The sequence below is a fragment of the Enterococcus sp. DIV0660C genome, from assembly GCF_017316125.1.
Lineage (GTDB): Bacteria > Bacillota > Bacilli > Lactobacillales > Enterococcaceae > Enterococcus_B.
Map to the genome: position 1 here is coordinate 1 of NZ_JAFLWA010000031.1, position 21921 is coordinate 21921.

Consider the following 21921-nt stretch of genomic DNA (forward strand, 5'->3'; position numbering starts at 1 on the left):
AGGCGGGCCCGTTGGTCAAGCGGTTAAGACACCGCCCTTTCACGGCGGTAACACGGGTTCGAATCCCGTACGGGTCATAACAATTGAATTTTGGAGGTTTAGCTCAGCTGGGAGAGCATCTGCCTTACAAGCAGAGGGTCAGCGGTTCGAACCCGTTAACCTCCATAATGAGTTGGTTCCGTGGTGTAGGGGTTAACATGCCTGCCTGTCACGCAGGAGATCGCGGGTTCGATTCCCGTCGGAACCGTCATTATTTATTCGATTGATTTAATTTCATTTGGCGCGGTAGCTCAGTTGGTAGAGCAACGGATTGAAGCTCCGTGTGTCGGCAGTTCGATTCTGTCCCGCGCCACCATGGAGGAGTAGCGAAGTGGCTAAACGCGACGGACTGTAAATCCGTTCCTTAGGGTTCAGTGGTTCGAATCCACTCTCCTCCATTTTATTAATAGGGGTATAGTTTAAAGGTAGAACAGCGGTCTCCAAAACCGTTAGTGTGGGTTCAATTCCTGCTACCCCTGCCATGGCGGATGTGGCGAAGTGGTTAACGCACCGGATTGTGGCTCCGGCACTCGTGGGTTCGATTCCCATCATTCGCCCTTTTTTTATTGGGGTATAGCCAAGCGGTAAGGCAAGGGACTTTGACTCCCTCATGCGTTGGTTCGAATCCAGCTACCCCAGTTCTATAAAATTTATAGATTGATAATCGTATAATGGCGGTATAGCCAAGTGGTAAGGCAGAGGTCTGCAAAACCTTCATCACCGGTTCAAATCCGGTTACCGCCTTAGTACAATTTATCGACATGCCGGCGTGGCGGAATTGGCAGACGCGCTGGACTCAAAATCCAGTGCCCGTTAAGGGCGTGCCGGTTCGACCCCGGCCGCCGGTATTACTAAGGTGTTTTCATCTTAGTTTTTTATTGGGTAATTAAATAACATATGTATGATGGCGGGTGTGGCGAAGTGGTTAACGCACCGGATTGTGGCTCCGGCACTCGTGGGTTCGATTCCCACCATTCGCCCTTTTTTTATTGGGGTATAGCCAAGCGGTAAGGCAAGGGACTTTGACTCCCTCATGCGTTGGTTCGAATCCAGCTACCCCAGTTGATTTAAAGTAAGTTTTACTATGCCGGCGTGGCGGAATTGGCAGACGCGCTGGACTCAAAATCCAGTGCCCGTTAAGGGCGTGCCGGTTCGACCCCGGCCGCCGGTATACATCAATGAACCCCTAGTGTAAGTCTATCTTACATTAGGGGTTTTCTTTTTATATTATGTGAAAACAGTAGTACCTATGCTGTAATATCATATCTAACTTTTCTCTTTATTTTAGGAGAAAAAAGGAGAACTCCATTTTGTACCATTATTTTTTTACATTTTTCTTTTTAATTTGTCTCTTATAGTTTTTCAAATAAAAAGGATTGGTCATTATGTAAAAAGAAAGATAGCTAATACTATGTTCAAACTTGAATTACAACTCATTTTTTGAACTATTTAATTAAATTGATTCTGGTAACTATTTTTTACTCCATATTATGTTCTGTATGAGTGTACCTGCTGACTAGAAAGAATAGTAAACTTCATTCTACTTGAAGTTCTACTATTTTCTATATCTATACAATTGCATTATTCAATTTATCGGCTAAGTTTTGTTGCTTATTTGGGTAGAGGTGTCCGTAAATATCATAGGTCGTATTAATTGAGGCGTATCCTATGTGTTCTTTAATGATGAATGGATCTTCCTCATTATCAATTAAAAATGCTACGTGGGAATGTCTGAGATCGTGAATTCAGATTCTTTTGAGAGTAGAGCTACGTTCTACTATGTCATCATATTTCTTTGATACCTTGAAACGTGTCATGATTTCGCGGACGAATTGAAAGACTTGGAGTTTCCCTGTATCTGGTACAAAAGGTGAGAGAAGCTCTTTTTGCTTGTTCTTCCACTGATACAGTTCATCAACTAATTTGTGATTCAGTGTGATTTGGCGGCTTCCTGCGACTGTGTTTGGTGAGTTAATGACCATACGACTTGTTAAATGAATCAACGTCTTACTTACTTCTAAAGAGTCACCTCTCAAATCAATATCTTCCCACGTCAGTCTTAAAAGTTCTCTCCATACGCATACCCGTCAGATAGGCTACTTTGAAGAAGAGTTGAAAAGGGTACTCTTCTGGGGTAAAAAGCGTCATGAATTCTTGAAATTCCGTTGGTGTCCAGTAGTCCATCTTTTTCTTTTTGACTGGTAACTTTTTCAGTTGTTGGCATGGATTTTCTTTTAGTATCCCATGTTTCACTGCAACATCAAGTAATTTCTTCATCTGAATCATGAGTTTATTGATTGTGTTATTAGACAAGCCCTTGTCTGAAAGGGAAGAACGAAAAGTTTTTAGCTCTTTGTGCGTCAGTTTTTTCTATCTTTGCTTTTGCAAAATAGGTTTTGATGTGTCGATTGTAGTTATACTCTTGTGTCGCCATGTAGCTTTCTTTTCTTTGTTCCTCTGTGTCTATTTCTACCACCAATGCATATAACATATCCATTGACATGATACTTGAGGCAAAAGAGGTATCGCCTAATTGAGTAACTCTTAGATGATTTTCTAGCTCGATTGCTTCTTTGCGAGTAGGGATATTTCGTTTGATGATACGATTAGCTTGCCTGTGATAGGGTATTTGACGTTTGATAAATCGATTACGCTTGCCAGTAACAGGGTTAAAACCATCTGAAATATCTACAATCCATGTCCTTGTTGCTTTGCCAAGCTTGAAAAGATGGTGTAGTTTCTACGTCCAGCTTTGAAGCTGTCTAAGAGGGTATCCTGTACCTGTCTGAGTACGTTTGAATGTACGTTAGTCGTTTGTCTTTTTGCCATAATAATGGTCTCCTTTATTCGTTATATTTGGAGGAACTAGAAAAATAGCTCCTATTCTATTGCAACAAAGAAGCCAAGCATTGTCAGTAAAGGATTTCCGAGGTGCCAAAATCTTAAAAGGACTCCTGTTTACTTTTATTCCACCACTGACTCATCGTTATTTAACTTCTCTAAGTATTCTACTAGGCAAGATACCCCCATGCTAGATAGAAACAAGTACAGGGAGTTCATATAGCTATCATTCAAATTAAAAAGCACTAGGAATAGCTCTATATAGCCATTCTTAGTGCTTTTATATTAGTTTTTCATTCAATTCTCTTTGTACTACTAGAATCACTTGTGCTAGTATCAGTCGTATTGGTTGAATCATCTGTACTATCCTGTGGTACTACGGGGTGTGCTTTCACAGCAGCTAAGGCAGTATTGATTGCCTCAATATGTGGTTGAAAGATTGTTTCAGTAGAAGTGTTTGTAAATAAAGGACGAAGACTGTACTTGCGGATTATCAGCTAACGCTTGTTCACCTGCTTTGATTGCTTGGTCAAGAGCGTCCACATAGTGTGATTGATACTTGTCTTTATTCAAGTAAGGTTTGGCATCAGTAATGGTTTGTTCAAGTAAAGCTCTGTTGTCTTCATCTACAGTTGGTGTATCAGTGTACCAGTTAACCGCAAAGCTCAATTCATTAAGAAATGTTTTCTTGTGTAAAGGACTACTAAATATTTATTAATATAAGTAGCTAGTAAGTACCCCAAGTATGACTAATAGCGTGATAGAAGTAGGAAAGGTGGATACTACGCTTCCCAGTAATACGTTATTCAGTGATCAAAATAGCTGAAAGCCAAGTGTACCAAGAAATTTGGTCTTTTAGTAGGTGAAAAGTCGGTCGTACCAATGGATTGCAGTGGTAGTGGTGAGAGCAGAAGCTGCCTCATTGCTGATACCCGAGGATAAGCAACTTACCTTTGGTCTGGTACGATTGCCAGCTATGATTTATACCTTTCAAATTTGGGGTATCTGCTATACATGGTAACTTTAAGTGTCTTACTCGTTGGGTGGTGTGGATTTAGTATCTAACCTTGAGCTATGAAAAATACCTTTGGTTTTCTAGTGGTTTGATTTCTTTGTCTTTATTTATCATAATTGAAAATCTAAGAGTCTCATTGGTTGAAACCATTCTTTTCGTATCTATAAAAGTCCCTTCAATATTTATAATTGGAGGGACTTTTTTAATAAGAACTAGCTGGTTAGAATTGGATTTTATCAACAATTTTTTGGATGTTATAGGTGGTGTCAATTAGAATATAGTTACATTTAAATTTTTTGCACATCTCTAGGTTAAATATGTTATCTTCTAAGGTTGAACTACTTGTACAATAAGAATCATCAATTCTTTGCTCAATTGTACTTGCATATTTTTTGATTTCCGAAAAATTCTTTTTTATATAATCTTGACTTAATATCAAACAATAATGTTTAATGGATGATAAATATGAATCATCAAATGAATCTTTCCAATTGAAAGGTATATAGACGCCTTCAATTATTAGGTTTTGTTTATTTTCAATTGCTGTCTTAATTATCTCTTTCGTTATATTCCATAGGTATTCAGTCATAACTTTATCATCTTCTACGGTAAGCTTCGTACTATCGCTCCGAATTAATCCCATTTTTAAGTGGTCTAACGATAAGTATGGATAGTTGACTTTTTCAAGTAGCTTTTGAGAAAGTAATGTTTTTCCGGTATGGGAAGCACCTGATATTAAAATAATCATTATTTATCCTCCTAGTGAAATTTAATGTTAACTCTATTTTACCATGTTTATGTTTATACACTTCTTTTGTTTATATGTTTACAAAAATACCCCCACTATCTATGGCATGAAATAGTAGGCAAGAAGTAGGACAACTTATCAAAGGTGATTGAAAGCTAAAAGGAGGAAATACCTATTTTTTCATACTAGGCAGATTTCCTCCTTACATTAAATTAGCCATAATCTACTGAAATTACATTTGTCATACTGTCAGTATATTTATCAAGCGTTTGATTGCTAATAAAAACTTAAAACGGACAACAGCGATGAAAACTTAGAGACAAGACTCTTGATATTCTTTAATCGTTAATGCCCAAAGTACCAAAATCAATCTTTTTGTATTCTATGTCTTAAATTGTTCAACCATGTTTTTGCTGATTTTATCTCTGCCATTGTCAACTCGTGACCTTGATTGAAAGAATAGACCGAAGAATGACTACCACTACTTTCAAATGCGTTCACTAGTTCATCAAAAGATTCTTTCGAAACAATGGGGTCCTCCTTTCCATACGAAAGCCAGACCATTTGTTTTTTTCCATCAGTCGAGTGATTGTTTGCGCCAAGTGACATTGGGTGAAAAAAGATTCCCTTCGATAGCTCATGTTCTCTTTCTAGTAATAGATGGGCAGCGATGTTTGCTCCGTTAGAATAACCAAGTAGTATCCAGTCTTCTAAAGGAATGTTTTCTTCCGTACTAATCTCTTTAATTTGCTTTAGTAAGCTATCTGTTTCATTTTCTAAATTATTGAGATCGAATTGATTGAGACCATGTCGCTTAAAGAAACGATTCATTCCATTTTCTTGGATGTTTCCACGAAAAGATAAAATTGTGCTGTCTGGATCAATATACCTCGCAAGTTCAAGTAAAGAATATTCATCTCCACCTGTACCATGTAATAGAATAAATTTTGCTGCATTTTTTGTTCCTTGCTCAAAAATGTAGTTCATATTGCTCACCTCGAGTTATTGTTATTCTGTTAACGTTGTATATTCGCATCGCTTGTATCAAAAGGTCGAACTATTTCTTCGATAGCTAGCCGTTTTTCTTCAAAAGCGGGTGGTAAAGATAGCTTTTCTCCCGCATGTTCTTTTCTTTCATCTTCAAAAAAACCAGGACCATCTGTTGCCAATTCAAAAAGTACATGTGAAGAGGCTAAAAAGTATTCAGATTGAAAATAAAAACGATCAACAAAACCAGAATCAGGTAATTCTACTTGTTGAATTTTTTGAATCCAGTGGCGTAAAGCTTGTTTATCAGCAACTCGAAGTGCAAGGTGATGAATATTCCCAAAACCTTCGATTGCATTGGGTAAATCATTGCGGACCTCAACAACAATAGTGGCACCATTTCCACCTTCACCAACTTCAAATTGATGGAAATTTCCTTCTTTAGCAGTTTCATGAAATCCAAGTAATGTTTTGAGAATGTGTTCAATACTTTGTAATTGGCTGACTCGAACAAAAACTGGACCAAGTCCGATCAGTGCAAATTGAGTAGGGACATTACTTTTTTTCCAAGGCGTGCCAGCAGCAACTCCATGATTTTGTTGATCTGAAATCAATTGATAGGATTGGTTATCGAAGTCTTCAAATTCCAGGTATTTTTTACCAAAGCGTTCCTTGATATTTGAGTGAGTGATTTGATACTTTGATAAACGTTCATGCCAAAAATTTAGTGCAGAGTCGTTGGGAACACGGAAAGAGACACGAGAAATACTGTTTGTTCCTTTAGAGCCTTTAGATTGATAAGGAAAGTCAAAAAAAGTCATATCTGTTCCAGGTGCACCATTTTCATCGGTAAAATATAAATGATAAGTTTCGATGTCATCTTGATTAACGGTTTTCTTTGCCAGTCGTAGTCCCAAAATATCAGTAAAAAAACGATAAATTTTGGTAGCATTGGAAGTCATAGCAGTAACGTGATGTAGACCTTTAATCTGTGTATCCATAATTATTCCTCCGAAATATACTTACAAAAAGTAAGTTTTATTTTTACAAGTATAGTAAGAATCCACAGATAATGCAATTATTCTGTCCTTTTAACAAAATAAAAAACGGTACCCATGTTGGGTCCGTTTTTAATTTGATTGAACATCTAAAATAGAATAGCTACGTACATCAAAACGATTGCGACTTGTTGAATATTCAATTGGTTGGCCATCTTTTAAATAAACGATTTGTTGAACTTCTAAAATAGGATCAGTTGCAGAACAATTTAAGTATTCTTGATCGAACTCTGTGCTTTTATCTGCAGAAATTGTTCGGTAAGCACCAGCAAAAAAAATATTTAAAGACTGATGTAAATAATCATAGATAGAAGATAACAAGTGCTCTCGTTTTAAACCGGGAACTAGATGGACAGGCATATAGGTATGCTCTAAAATATATGGTTCATTTTCTAAAATTCGTAATCGTTGAATATTATAAACAGGTTGTTCAGGTTGAATCATTAAATGCTCTTGTATTTGTTCATTTGGAAATTCAACATCAAACTGGATAATTTGACTAGCCAAAGACTGTTGACGTCGCGCCATTTGATGACTAAGCCCTTCATATTCATTTGCTGGGGAAGTATCTTTTTTGAAAAAAGGATGGTTCAAAACTTTTGTTCCAGAACCTCTTTGAGAATAGACAAGTCCTTCCATTGCGAGAATATTGATTGCTTTTTTGATTGTCATTCGGCTAGCGTCAAATTCTTTTACTAGGTCAGTTTGATTTGGTAAAAAACTATCTGGTGGGTATTTTTTTGAGCGAATACGATCTCTTAACGTGTTCGCTATGTCTTCATATTTTGGCACAACATTCACCTCTCTTTGAGTATAGCGAAAGTTGGAACAACGGACAACTGCTAGAAGAGAGAAGTAAAAAGAAAAAGACCAAACTCATTAGAAACTATCCAATGTTTTGGTCTTCATGTTGTTTTTTAAATGTCAGTCACTGGTTGTTTATCTAAAACTTTCAGGAATGGATACCAAATGAGTCCAACAACAATGAAATCAATCACTTGTAAAAGACCACCTAGCCATGAATTAGTTGCAAGAATACCACTAGCGACAATGGGAACAGTCCATGGTACAGAAACACCTGTTGGAGGAGGAACAATCCCAGCTGCCATTACTAAATAATTCAATGTAGTAACCACAAGTGGTGCAATTACCCATGGTATCAAAATCGTTGCGTTTAAAACAATTGGTAAGCCGAAAATAGCAGGTTCGTTGACATTAAAAATACCAGGTGCAAGGGCAAGCCGACCAACGTCACGATATTGCTTTTTCTTTAAGAAGAACGCCATAATCAAAACCACGGCTAATGTCATTCCAGATCCGCCGAGACCAACAGTAAATGTTTCCATGAAAGGTTTTGTGATAATGTGAGGAAGTTCTTTACCAGCTTGATAGGCTTCCAAGTTATCTAACATTAAAGTATTCCAAATTGGATCCATTACAGAATTGACAATAATTTGTCCATGAAGTCCGAAGAACCATAGAAATTGAACAAAAAATAAAGCAAGTAGGGTTGCAGGTAAGCTACTACCAAGTCCTGTTAAAGGTTTTTGGATTACTTCGTAAATAACATCGTGTAAGTTAGTGTTAAATATACCAGTCACAAGTGCATTGACAAATAAGAAGACTGTTAATGTTACAACAGCAGGAATCAAAGCAGCGAAAGACTTCGTCACTGCAGGTGGCACGCCGTCAGGCATTTTGATTTGCCAACCACGTTTTGTAATCCGGCAATAGATTTCCGCTGCTAAGAAGGCAGCAATCATTCCAATAAACATTCCTTTTGCACCTAGGCGATCAAGTGTAAGTACACCGGAAACTTCTTCACCATTTGTTGTAGTCATAACAAATGGGGTAAGAATCAAGAAGCTAGCAAACGAAACAGCACCACCAAAAATGCCTTCGACGTCATAAGATTTAGATAAATAATAGCCAATACCAAATGTAACAAATACGGACATGATACTCATTGTCGCATTCTGTCCATTTCCAAAGAGAGTCGATAGCGTTCCTTTAGTCGCGTCATTGAAAAAAGGAAGATTATTGATCACCACGACTATTGAACCAAACATTGTTAATGGAAAAGAAAGCATAAAGGCATCACGTAAAACGGTCAAGTAACGATTTTGCCCTAAAATATTGGCTAAGGGCATGATTTTTTCGGAAAGTTTGTCCATAAATCCATTCATATTTTTCACCTCTAATTTTTTTGCAATCGATTACAAACAAAATATAGCACCGATTTATACAAATGTCTAGTCATTTGTATAAAAAGTATTGATTTTTATTTGATTGTCGGATAAGATAGCGTTATCAATTGAAAAGTGAGGACCTTTAACATGAAAAAATATAACTTTCCAGCTAATTTTTGGTGGGGATCTGCTGCCAGTGGCCCACAAACAGAAGGACGCATTGCTGGAGACGGTAAAGGTGAAAATATTTGGGATTACTGGTATGCAAAAGAACCTGAAAAATTTTTTAATGAGGTTGGACCAGATAAAACATCGCAGGTTTACACAAAATACAAAGAAGACATTCAGTTAATGAAAGAAACAGGCCATAATTCATTTAGAACATCTATTCAATGGAGTCGATTATTTCCAAATGGAACGGGTAATATCAATCAAACGGCGGTTGCTTTTTATCGAGAATATTTTCAAGAATTACGAGAAAACGGAATAGAACCATTTGTAAATTTATATCATTTTGATATGCCTTTAGCTTTACAGAAAAATGGAGGGTGGTTGAATCGTGAAACAGTAGATGCCTATGTGAGCTATGCGAAAAACTGTTTTGAGTTGTTTGGAGATCTTGTTCAAACTTGGTTCACGCATAATGAACCGATCGTCCCTGTTGAGGGCGGGTATTTGTATCAGTTCCATTTTCCAAATCACATTAGTTTAAAGGAAGCAGTCCAAGTTGGTTATCATGAAAATATTGCAAGTGCTAAGGCAATTCAAGCTTACCATCAAATGGGACTGGCAGGAGAAATTGGAATTATTTTAAATTTGACGCCAAGTTACCCAAGAGATAATGGTAATCCAGAAGATGTCAAAGCAGCAAAAATTGCGGATGCTTTTTTTAATCGTTCATTTTTGGATCCAGCTGTCAAAGGAGAATTTCCAGAAGATCTAGTTAAAATTATTCGAAATTTAAACTTGCTTCCTGAGATTGTTCCGGGAGATTTAACTTTGATAAAGGAGAACACTGTTGACTTATTAGGAATCAATTACTATCAACCACGTCGAATCAAAGCAAAAGAATCAACACCGGATAAGCTATCCTCACCAATGCCAGATGATTTCTTTGACAATTATGAAATGCCAGGTAGAAAAATGAATCCTTATCGTGGTTGGGAAATTTATGAAAAGGGAATCTATGATATTTTAACGAATACACGAAAAAACTATGGGAATATCAAATGTTTTATCTCGGAAAATGGTATGGGCGTCGAAGGAGAAGAACGATTTGTGAATGAGTTTGGTATGATCGAAGATGATTACCGTATCGAATTCGTTAAAGATCATTTGAAATATGTTCATCAAGCAATTGAGGAAGGAAGCAATTGTGTTGGTTATCATATGTGGACGTGCATGGATAATTGGTCTTGGACAAATGCGTATAAGAATCGTTACGGCTTCATCGCTGTCGATTTAGAGAAAGAAGGAGCGCGTACAATTAAGAAATCTGGTCATTGGTTTAAACAAGTAGCTGATGAGCATGGATTTGATTGAGCAATTGACTGGATAAGTTAGACATGTGAGAAACTGGAGAAACGCTCAAAGATTTTCTCCAGTTTTAGTTTTTGCTAGGCTATCATTTCACTTCTGAGATTATTCGCAGTAGACTAATACTAGAGCAAATGAGAAAGAAGTGAAAAATATGCGAAACAAAGTAAAAAGTTCGTGTACAACGATTTTAGTTGGGAAAAAAGCGAGCATCGATGGGTCAACAATGATTGCTCGAAATGAAGATAGTGAGAAAGCAATCGAACCCAAACGTTTTATTGTTGTCCAACCAGAAGCTCAACCTAAAGTCTATGAGTCCAAGATTAGTCATGTATCAATTCCTCTGCCTGATAATCCTTTACGATACACAGCCACACCGAATGCCGATGATTCAATCGGAATTTGGGGCGAAGCAGGAATCAATCAAGTGAATGTGGCGATGACAGCAACGGAAACTATTACCTCAAATTCACGAATTTTGGGTGTAGATCCTTATGTCGAAAATGGTATCGGGGAAGAAGATTTGTTAACAATTGTTTTACCTTATATTACTAGCGCGCGCGAAGGAGTTATACGACTAGGACGGTTATTAGAAGAGTATGGAACCTATGAACCAAATGCTCTCGCTTTTTCAGATAATGACGAAATCTGGTATTTTGAAACAATCGGTGGTCATCATTGGGCAGCAATCAAGATTCCTGATGAAGCGTATGTGATTGCACCAAATCGAATGAATATCGATAGTTTTGAGGTTGATTCAGAAAATACCATGTGCTCTGAAGATTTAGTCGAGTTAATTGAAAGCTATCACTTGAATCCTAATCCAGAAGAAACACTTAATTTACGTCATATTTTTGGGAGTACCACAATCAAAGATCATCATTATAATAATCCACGTGCTTGGTATGGTCAAAAGTATTTCACGCCAGAAATCGTACAAGATCCAATGGATGACAATCTGCCGTTCATTTGCTATGCAAATCGAAAAATATCAGTTGAAGAGATCAAATTTGTTTTGAGTTCACATTATCAAGATACCGTGTTTGATGCGTATGGCACAGGAACAGAGCAACAAAGGAAAAGCTTCCGACCAATTGGCATCAATCGTAATATCCAATGCCATATTTTGCAATTGCGAAATGATGTTCCTAAATCAATTTCTGGTATTCAATGGTTGGCATTTGGACCGAATACATTTAACGTGTTGGTTCCTTTTTATACCAATGTTGAACAAACACCTGCACGTTATTCAGAAACGTCGACTAGCTTCGATTTTAATCATCCTTATTGGTTATTCTGTATGGCAGCATTGATTGGTGACTATGATTACGACCGATTTACCGATATTTATGCGGACTATGAACAAGAAAGTATGGCTTCTTTTAGAAATAAACAGTTGCTAGCTGATGCACAAGCAACAAAGAATTTTAGTACTGGCTATTTAGAAGAAATCAACCAACAGCTTGCAGAAGAATGCTATGATCGAACAGTTGCCTTATTAGGCAAAATGCTTGAAAAGGGAGCTACACACATGACTTTGCGTTTTGATCTTGGTGATTAAATCGTGACCACATTGGTTGTCCCAAGAAAAGAACAGTGATAAACTTAAGAAAAGGGAGGCGTTTACAATGACGGACACATATCAAAATATTTTGGTTGCAATTGATGGCTCAGAAAAAGCAGAAAAGGCATTTCTTGAAGCAATTGCGATTGCGAAACGAAACCAAGCAACTTTGCACATCTTATATGTTAATGAAGTAACAGGAAATTATTTTGGTGATTTTGCGTTTGTAACAACTAATTTACAAGCAGAGCTCGATGAAGTAGCAGAAAATCAAATGAAAGCTCATCGGAATTTAGCAATTGAAAAAGGGTGGACAGATATTGAAACGTATATCCTCTATGGTTATCCTAAAACACTTATTGCTAACTTCAATGAGTCAAAAGAACCAATTGACTTGATTATTATGGGATCAACTGGGTTAAACGCAGTGGAACGTGTCTTAGTAGGATCAACTACCGCATATGTCGTGAACCATGCACCATGCAATGTGTTAGTAGTAAAATAAAATAGAAAATAAAAAAGCAATCAACAACAATTGACGAAGGGTGAACCAATCAATGGCTTCACGATAAGATACGTCGATTTGTTGGATTGCTTTTTTTATTTTGTCTTTTTTATAAAATAGGTGATAGTAGTCGGGAAATTTGTTGTTTGAATAACAGCCAGGTAGACATTTCTTTGACTGTTTCTGTTGTCATAGTAGAACAGTTTTCTTCATCTTCAAGAAATTTATCAGAAAGTTGTTCTAAAAATTCATGGTCATAAATGACTGCACTGGTTTCAAAGTTTAGACGATAACTGCGGATATCTTGATTGGCGGAACCCACCATACAGATTTCATCATCCATGATCAATGTTTTCGCGTGTAAAAAACCAGCTTCATAAACTAAAATCTCAATGTTTTCTTTAATCAATTGGCGTGCATAATATTGTGTAGCACGGTAAATGAATGGATGATCGGGTTTATTTGGAATCATGATTTTGACATGGACACCTGAAGCAGAAGCAATTTTTAATGCAGCAATCACGCTCTCGTCAAGAACCAAATAAGGTGTCTGAATCCAAATTCGTTTTTTTGCTGAAGTAATTAGTTTGATAAAGGCTAACTTGATTTGTTCACGCTCATTATTTGGACCACTTGAAACTAATTGAATATCAACATTGCCATTTTGCTCGTTATTTTCGTCCACTTTCTTGAAAAAATAATCCAAATGATAGCCAACCTTTTTTTCTTCTGAAACGGAAACGTTCCAATCCATTAAAAATCGAAGTTGCAACAACGACGCAGCAGCACCGAAAATTCGAATGTGAGTATCACGCCAGTAACCGAACTTTTTGGTCGTATAGACGTATTGATCGGCAATGTTAAAGCCGCCAGTATACCCAATTTTTCCATCAATCACAACGATTTTTCGATGATCATGATAGTTTAAACGAAAACGAAGTAATGCTTCTTGAGAAGTTAAAAAGGTTTGCGCTTCTCCACCATTGGCGATGAGTTGATTAAAATCTTTTGCTTTTGTACCATGTGAACCAAATGCATCATATAGTAGGCGAACTTGAACTCCTTGGGCAGCTTTCTTTTCTAATAAACGTAAAACCTGATTGCCGATCTCGTCAGTTACAAATGCGTAATACTCAATATGGATAGAGTGCTTAGCCTCTTCAATATCGTTTAACAAAGAAGTTAACTTTTCTTGTCCATCAGTTAATAATGTAAGTCCATTTTTGCGAGTTAAAGGCATCTGATTCAAGGATGAGAAGAAGTCAACGAAGGCTTGTTTTTCGACTTCATTTGTTTGAGAATCGTAGAGCTCGATGGTACCATCTCGAAAATTCTGGAAATTTTCTAGCTCCTTTAAATCACTTTGTCGTAAGTAGAATTTTTTCTTGTCCGTTAAACCACGTCCAAAAAATAAATATAGAACAAAACCAACAACAGGTAGCGCAAATAGCACGAGTAACCACGCCCAAATGGCTGCAACATCGCGTGGCTTGATTAAAATAGTTATCAATGCAAAAACAGCATTAATTAAATAAATTGCTGAAACAATAAATCCTACCAAATAATTTTCCTCCTTTATTTCAATAGTGATAGTATAACATGAGTCGAAAAATAAACCTACGCGTGACCACTGGTTTCAATTACGGAAAATCTAGCAAATTGGCTGAACAAACGGAATAAAATAGTTGCTTTTTGTCATTTAATACGATAGGATAATAATACAGTTGAATATCTCCTTAGGGGAGTAACCGGCAACAAATTGTTGCGATAATATCAACAGTAAGTTAACCGATGGTTTTCTGGTATTGTATGAAATGGTGAGACCTAAGACAAATGTTGATTTGTCTTGGGTCTCTTTTTTTTCAGGCAAATGATGCCAGAAGCAAAAAGATTAAATGGGGGATGAAATTTGGAAAACAAGGAACAAGCACAACGAGTGATCTATCAAGAACCAATTGATTCGTTGATGCAGCAAACACACAGCTCAAATGAGGGTTTGAGCACGACGCTTGCAAAAGAAAAACTAGAAAAAGACGGGCTAAATCAACTGAAAGAAGCACCAAAAAAACCGACTTGGAAGTTATTCTTAGAAACATTCAAAGATGCGATGGTAATTGTGTTACTGATTGTTGCGCTTATTCAAATGATCATGGGAGAATACGTTGAATTCTTCGTTATTTTTGCAGTATTGATGCTTAACTCGGTTATCAGTGTGGTACAAGCAAAAAAGGCAGAAGGTTCATTAGAAGCATTAAAAAGTCTCTCGGCACCCGATGCTCGTGTCATTCGCGATGGTAAAGAAAAAACAGTGCCGGCCAAAGAACTAGTAGTTGGTGATTTAGTATTACTTGAAGCAGGAGACTATGTTCCAGCGGATGGTCGTTTAATCGAAGCCGGCTCGTTACAAGTAGATGAAGGTATGTTGACAGGTGAGTCGACTGCAGCTGAAAAAGAGGTTGTTGAAATCACAAATACTGTTCCGATAGGTGATCGTGTAAATATGGTCTTTAGTGGAACAATCGTGACTTACGGCCGTGGGAAATTCTTGGTTACTTCAACTGCAAATAACACTGAAATCGGACAAGTGGCTGGATTGTTAGAAAGTACAACAGAACAAACAACACCACTACAACGTGGACTAGACAAATTTAGTAAGAAGCTAAGTTTAGCCATTCTTGCTTTATCATTGTTGATTTTAGGCATCCAACTATTACGTATTTTCCTTGGTGAAGGTACTGGTGACTTAACTGCTGATATTGTCAGTGCTGTAATGTTTGCTGTAGCTGTTGCTGTAGCTGCAATTCCAGAAGCTTTGCAATCAATTGTTACAATCGTGTTATCTTTAGGAACAAATAAAATGGCTAAACGTCATGCGATTATTCGTAAGTTACCAGCAGTAGAAACATTAGGCTCAACAAGCATTATTTGTACGGATAAAACCGGTACTCTGACCCAAAATAAAATGACTGTTGTTGATTATTACTTAGCCAATGGTGACTCAGGAGACTTTACGGATAATCCGGAAAAATGGTCTGCTGATGAACGTCGCTTGATTGAAATCTCTGTGTTAGCAAACGATGCTTCAATCAGTGAAGACGGAACAAAACTGGGTGATCCAACTGAGGTTGCTTTTATTGATTTTAGTGAAAAATTAAATCAACCATATCAAGAAATCCGTTCAAACTTCCCTCGTGAAGCAGAGTTGCCATTTGATTCAGATCGTAAATTGATGTCAACGGCGCACACATTTGATAATGAGAAATATTTGCTAGTTAAAGGTGGACCAGATATTGTCTTTAACCGTAGTAAAAAGGTTTTGTTGAATGGTGAAGTTGTGCCGATGACAGATGAATTGATGACAAACTTCCAAAATCAAAACGAAGCGTTTTCTAATCGTGCTTTACGTGTGTTGGCTTTTGCTTATCGTCCAATCGATAACTTAGACTTAACATTTGACGACGAAAATGATCTTATTTTAGTTGGGATTTTGGCAATGATTGATCCACCAAGAAAAGAAGTAACGCAAGCTGTTGAAGAAGCACGTAGTGCAGGAATCAAAACAGTGATGATTACTGGGGACCACAAAACAACTGCGGTTGCAATTGCTAAGGAAATCGGCATTTTTGAAGAAGGAAACCAAGCGTTAACTGGTACAGAACTAGATGCTTTATCCGAAGATGAATTGATGAATATCTTAGAAAATGTGACTGTTTACGCACGTGTTTCGCCTGAAAATAAAATCCGAATCGTTCGCGCTTGGCAAGCAAAAGGACATATTTCTGCGATGACAGGTGATGGTGTCAACGATGCCCCTGCATTGAAACAAGCAGACATTGGGATTGCTATGGGAACTGGTACAGATGTTGCCAAAGATGCTGCGGCAATGGTCTTAACAGATGATAACTTTGCTTCAATCGTGAGTGCGGTAGAAGTTGGACGTAATGTGTTTGATAATATCAAAAAAGCTGTTGCTTATTTATTTGCTGGAAACTTAGGTGCCATCATTGCAATCATCTTTGCATTGGTTGCTGACTGGTCAAATCCATTCACGGCACTACAGTTGCTTTTCATCAACTTAGTAAATGACTCTTTACCTGCGATTGCTTTAGGAACAGAAAAAGCAGAACCTGCGACAATGAGTCGACCACCTAGAGATCCAAATACAGGTATCTTTACAGGCAGAACGCTGATTTCAGTAACTTATCGCGGAATTTTGATTGGTGTCGCTGTTATCTTTGCTCAGTGGTTAGGGATGCAACATTCACCTGAATTTGGCGTAGCAATGTCATTTACAACTTTGATTTGGTGTCGTACATTGCAAACATTCCCAGCACGTTCCAATACACAAACTGCATTCCAAGCTGGCTTCTTCTCAAATAAAGTTGTCTTGCTTGCGGTAGTTGTATGTAGTGCTTTGTTTAGCTTAACAATGATTCCGGGTCTCAAAGAAGTCTTTTCTATTCCGTCAGCCTTTGGCGTATCAGAAGTCTTGACGTGTTTGGGTCTGGCAGTTGTAACAATTCTTTTAATGGAAATCACAAAATTGATTATTGTTCGTGTCCAAAATGGAAAAGTAACAGAATAGCGATTGATTAATCACAAACTAGTTAGATAAAAATAAAAAGAAGTGTGCTAGTGATTAGCATACTTCTTTTTTGAAATTAAGGATGAAAAAAATGGATGAAGTAGCATGGGATGAATTTGCTGAAGAATATTACATTATTCAAGAAGAGTCACAGACTCCAATCGTCACAGATCTTGTCGATTACTTATCTAAGGAATCTGTTTTGCCTGCAGCCTCACTAGCAGATGTAGCAGGAGGGGCAGGCCGTTACCTACCTGCACTTGCTGAACAGGTTGGCAAGTACGAGCTAAGCGATTTTTCAGCAGCAATGTTAAAGTACGCGCAACAAAAAGCAAAACGTTCTAAAGTGTCAAATGTGGTGTTCAAGAAACAAACGTTTGATGCATTCTTGAATTCAGCGAAGCAGTATGAAGTGATTTTTTCAGCGTCAAATCCAGCTTTTACTGAAATAGCACAAGTGGAAAAGCTAATGAGAAAAGCAAAAAAATGGTGCGTCATGGTACGAGTAATCAAATCAGAAGATGATCTTTTTACAATAATCGATGATGCGTTAGGCTTAGCAGTGGAAGACCCAAACGTTACACCCACTATCAGTAATCAGATAGAAGCATTTTTACAGAGTAAAAAAATTTTAGTTAAGAAAAAAGACTTTACGTATCAAATCAAGGAAACGATCTCAAGAGAATTATTGACTGAATATTACGAATCAGAGATGACAGCTGAATTGAAAGAAACAATCGAAAAGTTATTTAACAAAAAAAATGAACTTATCAGTACAACGACCGTAACTTATCGGCTGTTACTTTGGCAGATAAAAGAGGGTTCTCCAAAAAATTAACAAGGATAGATCTAATTTATCTTTTTAGCGTATATATAATTGAAAGCAAAAGCTCCATACAAATCAAAAAAGATTTGTACGGAGCTTTTGCTGTTTATTCTACTTCTTTATAATAACGAATATCGTTTTCTACTTTATAAATTGAAAATGGCACGTCACTGTTGTATTCTGCCTGTTGGCCATGCTCTGGTAGAACTTCAGTAAAAATTTGTTCATATTCTGCTACAGAAACTTGTTGGCGATTATCAAATAAAGCTTGATGATCTTCTTTGTCTAGGAAATCTTGGTAATTTTTTTCCAAAGTTCCAGTAAAAAATTCGCTGACTGCTCCAGAACCATAACTAAATAGCCCAACGCGGTCACCGGTACGTAAAGCTGTTGAATTTTCAAGCAAGGAAATCAAACCAAGGTAAAGCGAGCCAGTATATAAATTACCAACACGACGACTATACTGGATACTTTCATCATAACGGGTCAATAAACGTGATTGGTTTTCTTCATCTGTTTCAGCTAAAACACTTTGTAATGCTTTTTTTCCCATTTTTGTATAAGGAATGTGGAAGCATAATGCTTGATAGTCTTCCAAGGTCAAACCAGTTTGTTTTTTATGTTGTTGCCAAACTTTTTGGAAAGACTCGATATATGTCGCATTTGATAACGGACCATCAACAACAGGAAATTCGCTGTAATCTGGGCGCCAGAAATCATAGATATCTTCCGTTAAAAAGACACTGTCATCTTCAATTGAAAGAATTCTTGGATTTGCAGTGACCATCATAGCTACAGCTCCAACACCTTGAGTAACTTCTCCGCCAGTTGCTAAACCATAGCGAGCAATATCACTGGCAATCACTAAAACTTTTCGTTCAGGATGATTGCGGACGTATTCCTTGGCCATATGTAAAGCAGCGGTTCCCCCATAACAAGCTTCCTTTACTTCGAAAGAACGAGCAAATGGTTGGATTTTTAATAAACGATGAATAATGACCGCACTTGCTTTTGAATGGTCGACACCGGATTCTGTTCCGACGATGACCATGTCGATTTGTTCACGGTCTTCGTTTGTAACCAATTTACTAGCAGCATTCGCGCCTAAAGTGATGATGTCTTCTGTTGCGCGGTTAACCGCCATTTGATCTTGTCCAATACCAATATGATACTTGGCAGGATCATCTCCACGACTTTCAGCTAGCTCAGTCATGTCTAAATATAAATTTGGAATAAAAAAGGAAAGACGATCAATCCCGATTTTCATTTCAACACCTCTTCACTCATAATTAAAACTTACTTTAATAAAGTATCATAAAATCTTTAAAAGAAATATAAAAAAGACAATATTTAAGGATTGTTAAAATTTTCAAGTGGAAAAAATGATCGAGAGTGGTGAGCTATTTGTTTTTACTTGAAAGAATGTTATATTTTTGTAGGAGGTGGCTTACTTGAAAGAAGTCGTAATTATAGATGCTGCAAGAACCCCCATAGGTAAATACCGTGGGAGCTTGAGCCGTTATTCTGCTGTCGAATTAGGAACATTGACTACGAAAAAATTATTGAAAAAAGCTGGTATCAGCAAAGAGCAAATTGATCAAGTCATTTTTGGAAATGTTTTGCAAGCCGGTAATGGCCAAAATGTTGCTAGACAAATTTCAATCAACAGTGGGATTCCCACAAGTGTACCCGCGATGACTGTCAATGAAGTATGTGGTTCAGGAATGAAAGCAGTTATTTTGGCACGTCAATTGATCCAATTAGGTGAGGCACAAGTCGTTATCGCTGGTGGGACGGAAAGTATGTCCAGAGCACCTTTGCTTCAATCTTATGAATCTGAAACAAATAGTTATGGTGAACCAATTTCAAGCATGGTCAACGATGGATTAACCGATGCTTTTTCAAATACTCATATGGGATTAACAGCTGAAAATGTTGCCCAACACTATCACGTGACTAGAAAAGAACAAGATGAATATGCACTTGCTTCTCAACTTAAAGCAGCTAAAGCAACCGAAGCCGGAATTTTTACGGAGGAAATCATCCCTATTGAAATTACGGAATCGCAATGGCTAGCAACAGATGAATCTGTTCGTGGGAACAGCACGATAGAAAAATTAGAAACACTGCGTACCGTATTTGCTGAAGATGGGACAGTAACAGCAGGAAATGCCTCACCATTAAATGATGGAGCCTCTGTATTGATCTTAGCTTCAAAAGAATACGCTATCGCAAATGATCTTCCTTATTTAGCAACAATCAAAGCAGTAACAGAAGTTGGCATCGATCCATCAATGATGGGGATTGCGCCAATTACTGCTATCAATCATTTGATGGCTAAAACGGATGTTTCTTTAGCAGAGATTGGTTTATTTGAAATCAACGAGGCTTTCGCAGCTTCTTCATTTGTTGTGAATCAGGAACTCCAGTTGGAAAGTGACAAAGTAAATATTTATGGTGGTAGTATTGCTTTAGGTCATCCAATTGGTGCAAGTGGTGCTCGAATTTTGACAACTTTAGGCTACGGATTATTAAGAGAAAAAGAGCGTTACGGAATTGCTTCATTATGTATCGGTGGTGGGCTAGGATTAGCGATGCTGCTGGAAGCAAATTTAGAACTGAATGAGGAGCAGTCTCTGCAAAAAAAAAAGTTCTATCAGCTGACGCCAATGCAACGTCGGGAGCAGTTAGTTGAAGAAGGAGCGTTAACGGAGAATACTGCCGACCTATTTGCGCAACAAACTTTACCTGAGGAAATAGCGAATCATCTGATTGAAAATCAAATCAGTGAAGTTGAAATTCCATTAGGAGTCGCTCAACATTTTCAAATTAATGGAGTTAAAAAATGGATTCCAATGGCTACAGAAGAACCTTCAGTGATTGCAGCAGCCAGTAATGGTGCGAAACTATGCGGAAATATCAAAGCAGAAACACCACAGCGATTGATGCGTGGACAAATTGTTCTAGCCGGTCAATCGGAGTATCAAGCAATCATTCAAGCACTTGAAGAACGTAAAGAAGAATTGATTTTGTGTGCAAATGAGAGCTATCCTTCAATTGTGAAACGTGGTGGTGGTGTAAGGGAAATTACAAGTCGTGAGTTTCAAGGAGAAGAACTAGCTTACTTGTCAATTGATTTCTTAATTGATGTAAAAGATGCCATGGGAGCCAATATTGTCAATGCCATTTTAGAGGGCGTAGCAACAAAAATTCGTGGATGGTTTCCAGAAAGAGAAATTTTATTCAGTATATTAAGTAATCTAGCTACTGAATCTTTGGCGACAGCTCGTTGCACGATTCCATTTGAGCGTTTCGCTTCTGATCGTCAAATGGGCGAGCAAATTGCAAAAAAAATCCAACAAGCGGCAGAATACGCGAAATTAGATCCTTATCGTGCAGCAACGCATAACAAAGGAATCATGAATGGAATCGACGCAGTTATTTTAGCAACAGGTAACGATACTCGGGCAACTGGTGCAGCTATCCATGCTTATGCTGCTAAAACTGGCCGCTACGAAGGTTTAACACAATGGCGTGTAACTGAGAGTGGCTTGGATGGAAAAATCACGTTACCGTTAGCAGTTGCAAGTGTTGGTGGCGCATCAAAGGTGTTGCCAAAAGCTGCAGCTTCTTTTGAACTACTAAAAGTCGATTCTGCAAAAGAACTTGCACAACTAATTGCAGCCGTTGGTCTAGCTCAAAACTTGGCAGCATTGCGTGCTTTAGTAACGGATGGTATCCAAAAAGGACATATGTCACTTCAAGCAAGAGCATTAGCGATGACAGTGGGTGCTAAGGGCAGTGAAATCGAGCAAGTGGCCCAGATACTAAGAAGTATGGAAAAAATGAACCAAGAGATTGCGAAGAAAATATTAGCGGAACTTCGGCAAACAAAAGAATGAAATATTTTTGATCGATAGAAAAAACTGAGGCAAATTTCTTGCCTCAGTTTTTTTAAAGAACACTAACATTACTTAAGTTATTCCTTTTGTTATTGATTTGGTAGGTGATAAAATAAAGAGGAAACA

The 21921-nt window shown here is 37.6% G+C and carries 16 protein-coding genes, 13 tRNA genes and 1 pseudogene; 19 read left to right on the plus strand and 11 right to left on the minus strand.

The features are described 5' to 3' along the window. Positions 1 to 5: 5 nt before the first annotated feature. The 13 genes from DOK81_RS08130 (at position 6) to DOK81_RS08190 (ending at position 1210) form a co-directional block, all read left to right on the plus strand. A tRNA-Glu gene (locus tag DOK81_RS08130) sits at positions 6 to 77 on the plus strand. 15 nt (positions 78 to 92) lie between these two features. Next, positions 93 to 165 (plus strand) — tRNA-Val (locus DOK81_RS08135). A gap of 9 nt (positions 166 to 174) precedes the next feature. Next, positions 175 to 247, plus strand: a tRNA-Asp gene (locus DOK81_RS08140). A 32-nt stretch (positions 248 to 279) separates the two neighbouring features. Next, positions 280 to 355 (plus strand) — tRNA-Phe (locus DOK81_RS08145). Between the two features lies 1 nt (position 356). Next, positions 357 to 437 (plus strand) — tRNA-Tyr (locus DOK81_RS08150). A 10-nt stretch (positions 438 to 447) separates the two neighbouring features. After that, positions 448 to 521: transfer RNA gene (locus tag DOK81_RS08155), tRNA-Trp, on the plus strand. A 2-nt stretch (positions 522 to 523) separates the two neighbouring features. Then, positions 524 to 596 (plus strand) — tRNA-His (locus DOK81_RS08160). Between the two features lie 10 nt (positions 597 to 606). Further along, a tRNA-Gln gene (locus DOK81_RS08165) sits at positions 607 to 678 on the plus strand. A gap of 34 nt (positions 679 to 712) precedes the next feature. After that, a tRNA-Cys gene (locus DOK81_RS08170) sits at positions 713 to 783 on the plus strand. 19 nt (positions 784 to 802) lie between these two features. Next, a tRNA-Leu gene (locus tag DOK81_RS08175) sits at positions 803 to 887 on the plus strand. 59 nt (positions 888 to 946) lie between these two features. Next, a tRNA-His gene (locus tag DOK81_RS08180) sits at positions 947 to 1019 on the plus strand. A 10-nt stretch (positions 1020 to 1029) separates the two neighbouring features. Further along, positions 1030 to 1101 (plus strand) — tRNA-Gln (locus DOK81_RS08185). A gap of 24 nt (positions 1102 to 1125) precedes the next feature. Further along, positions 1126 to 1210, plus strand: a tRNA-Leu gene (locus tag DOK81_RS08190). Between the two features lie 574 nt (positions 1211 to 1784). On the opposite strand, the gene DOK81_RS12325 is transcribed toward DOK81_RS08190, so the two are convergent. From DOK81_RS12325 to celB, 9 genes and pseudogenes are all read right to left on the minus strand, one after another. Then, positions 1785 to 2075, minus strand: a complete 291-nt coding sequence (locus tag DOK81_RS12325) for a hypothetical protein (protein ID WP_242589956.1) — start codon at positions 2073 to 2075, stop codon at positions 1785 to 1787. A gap of 1 nt (position 2076) precedes the next feature. Continuing rightward, positions 2077 to 2352 (minus strand): phage integrase SAM-like domain-containing protein, encoded by a 276-nt coding sequence (locus DOK81_RS12330; RefSeq protein ID WP_242589957.1) that lies wholly within the window; start codon positions 2350 to 2352, stop codon positions 2077 to 2079. Positions 2353 to 2743: 391 nt separating this feature from the next. Further along, positions 2744 to 2868, minus strand: a pseudogene (locus DOK81_RS08200) (site-specific integrase); the annotation flags it as partial. A 456-nt stretch (positions 2869 to 3324) separates the two neighbouring features. Continuing rightward, the gene (locus DOK81_RS08205; protein WP_206909950.1) at positions 3325 to 3549 is read right to left on the minus strand and encodes a hypothetical protein; all 225 of its coding nucleotides are present in this window, start codon (positions 3547 to 3549) and stop codon (positions 3325 to 3327) included. Positions 3550 to 4115: 566 nt separating this feature from the next. Next, on the minus strand, positions 4116 to 4643 hold the full coding sequence (locus DOK81_RS08210; protein WP_206909951.1) for an adenylate kinase: 528 nt from the start codon (positions 4641 to 4643) through the stop codon (positions 4116 to 4118). Positions 4644 to 5009: 366 nt separating this feature from the next. Beyond that, positions 5010 to 5630 carry a dienelactone hydrolase family protein gene (locus tag DOK81_RS08215; RefSeq protein WP_206909953.1) on the minus strand — a complete coding sequence of 207 codons (621 nt, stop codon included), beginning with the start codon at positions 5628 to 5630 and terminating at the stop codon, positions 5010 to 5012. Between the two features lie 29 nt (positions 5631 to 5659). After that, the gene (locus DOK81_RS08220; protein WP_206909955.1) at positions 5660 to 6631 is read right to left on the minus strand and encodes a ring-cleaving dioxygenase; all 972 of its coding nucleotides are present in this window, start codon (positions 6629 to 6631) and stop codon (positions 5660 to 5662) included. A 129-nt stretch (positions 6632 to 6760) separates the two neighbouring features. Then, entirely contained in the window at positions 6761 to 7480 is a 720-nt protein-coding gene (locus tag DOK81_RS08225) for a GntR family transcriptional regulator (RefSeq protein ID WP_206909956.1), read from the minus strand. 125 nt (positions 7481 to 7605) lie between these two features. Next, positions 7606 to 8874, minus strand: coding sequence for a PTS cellobiose transporter subunit IIC (celB, locus tag DOK81_RS08230; protein WP_206909958.1), 1269 nt, complete (start codon positions 8872 to 8874; stop codon positions 7606 to 7608). 150 nt (positions 8875 to 9024) lie between these two features. On the opposite strand from celB, the gene DOK81_RS08235 reads away from it, so the two are divergent. The 3 genes from DOK81_RS08235 (at position 9025) to DOK81_RS08245 (ending at position 12482) form a co-directional block, all read left to right on the plus strand. Continuing rightward, positions 9025 to 10419 carry a glycoside hydrolase family 1 protein gene (locus DOK81_RS08235; protein ID WP_206909960.1) on the plus strand — a complete coding sequence of 465 codons (1395 nt, stop codon included), beginning with the start codon at positions 9025 to 9027 and terminating at the stop codon, positions 10417 to 10419. A 148-nt stretch (positions 10420 to 10567) separates the two neighbouring features. After that, positions 10568 to 11974 (plus strand): C69 family dipeptidase, encoded by a 1407-nt coding sequence (locus tag DOK81_RS08240; protein ID WP_206909962.1) that lies wholly within the window; start codon positions 10568 to 10570, stop codon positions 11972 to 11974. Positions 11975 to 12041: 67 nt separating this feature from the next. Further along, positions 12042 to 12482: a universal stress protein gene (locus DOK81_RS08245; protein WP_206909965.1), complete on the plus strand. Its 441-nt coding sequence runs from the start codon at positions 12042 to 12044 to the stop codon at positions 12480 to 12482. A 109-nt stretch (positions 12483 to 12591) separates the two neighbouring features. Here the strand turns inward: DOK81_RS08245 and cls are convergent, their stop codons facing one another. Further along, positions 12592 to 14043 carry a cardiolipin synthase gene (cls, locus tag DOK81_RS08250; RefSeq protein ID WP_206909967.1) on the minus strand — a complete coding sequence of 484 codons (1452 nt, stop codon included), beginning with the start codon at positions 14041 to 14043 and terminating at the stop codon, positions 12592 to 12594. A 348-nt stretch (positions 14044 to 14391) separates the two neighbouring features. Here cls and DOK81_RS08255 point away from each other — a divergent pair, with 348 nt between their 5' ends. Further along, positions 14392 to 17067, plus strand: coding sequence for a cation-translocating P-type ATPase (locus DOK81_RS08255; protein ID WP_206909969.1), 2676 nt, complete (start codon positions 14392 to 14394; stop codon positions 17065 to 17067). A 91-nt stretch (positions 17068 to 17158) separates the two neighbouring features. Further along, positions 17159 to 17905 (plus strand): class I SAM-dependent methyltransferase, encoded by a 747-nt coding sequence (locus DOK81_RS08260; RefSeq protein ID WP_206909970.1) that lies wholly within the window; start codon positions 17159 to 17161, stop codon positions 17903 to 17905. A 94-nt stretch (positions 17906 to 17999) separates the two neighbouring features. Here the strand turns inward: DOK81_RS08260 and DOK81_RS08265 are convergent, their stop codons facing one another. Then, positions 18000 to 19160, minus strand: a complete 1161-nt coding sequence (locus DOK81_RS08265) for a hydroxymethylglutaryl-CoA synthase (RefSeq protein WP_206909971.1) — start codon at positions 19158 to 19160, stop codon at positions 18000 to 18002. A gap of 184 nt (positions 19161 to 19344) precedes the next feature. Here DOK81_RS08265 and DOK81_RS08270 point away from each other — a divergent pair, with 184 nt between their 5' ends. Then, positions 19345 to 21795, plus strand: a complete 2451-nt coding sequence (locus DOK81_RS08270; protein WP_206909972.1) for a hydroxymethylglutaryl-CoA reductase, degradative — start codon at positions 19345 to 19347, stop codon at positions 21793 to 21795. Positions 21796 to 21921: the final 126 nt, after the last annotated feature.

Bases quoted from the DNA above. Each gene is read 5' to 3' on its own strand.
- DOK81_RS08210 (WP_206909951.1), bottom strand. From the start codon at position 4,643: ATGATTATTTTAATATCAGGTGCTTCCCATACCGGAAAAACATTACTT.
- DOK81_RS08215 (WP_206909953.1), bottom strand. From the start codon at position 5,630: ATGAACTACATTTTTGAGCAAGGAACAAAAAATGCAGCAAAATTTATT.
- DOK81_RS08220 (WP_206909955.1), bottom strand. From the start codon at position 6,631: ATGGATACACAGATTAAAGGTCTACATCACGTTACTGCTATGACTTCC.
- celB (WP_206909958.1), bottom strand. From the start codon at position 8,874: ATGAATGGATTTATGGACAAACTTTCCGAAAAAATCATGCCCTTAGCC.
- DOK81_RS08235 (WP_206909960.1), top strand. From the start codon at position 9,025: ATGAAAAAATATAACTTTCCAGCTAATTTTTGGTGGGGATCTGCTGCC.
- DOK81_RS08240 (WP_206909962.1), top strand. From the start codon at position 10,568: ATGCGAAACAAAGTAAAAAGTTCGTGTACAACGATTTTAGTTGGGAAA.
- DOK81_RS08245 (WP_206909965.1), top strand. From the start codon at position 12,042: ATGACGGACACATATCAAAATATTTTGGTTGCAATTGATGGCTCAGAA.
- DOK81_RS08260 (WP_206909970.1), top strand. From the start codon at position 17,159: ATGGATGAAGTAGCATGGGATGAATTTGCTGAAGAATATTACATTATT.
- DOK81_RS08265 (WP_206909971.1), bottom strand. From the start codon at position 19,160: ATGAAAATCGGGATTGATCGTCTTTCCTTTTTTATTCCAAATTTATAT.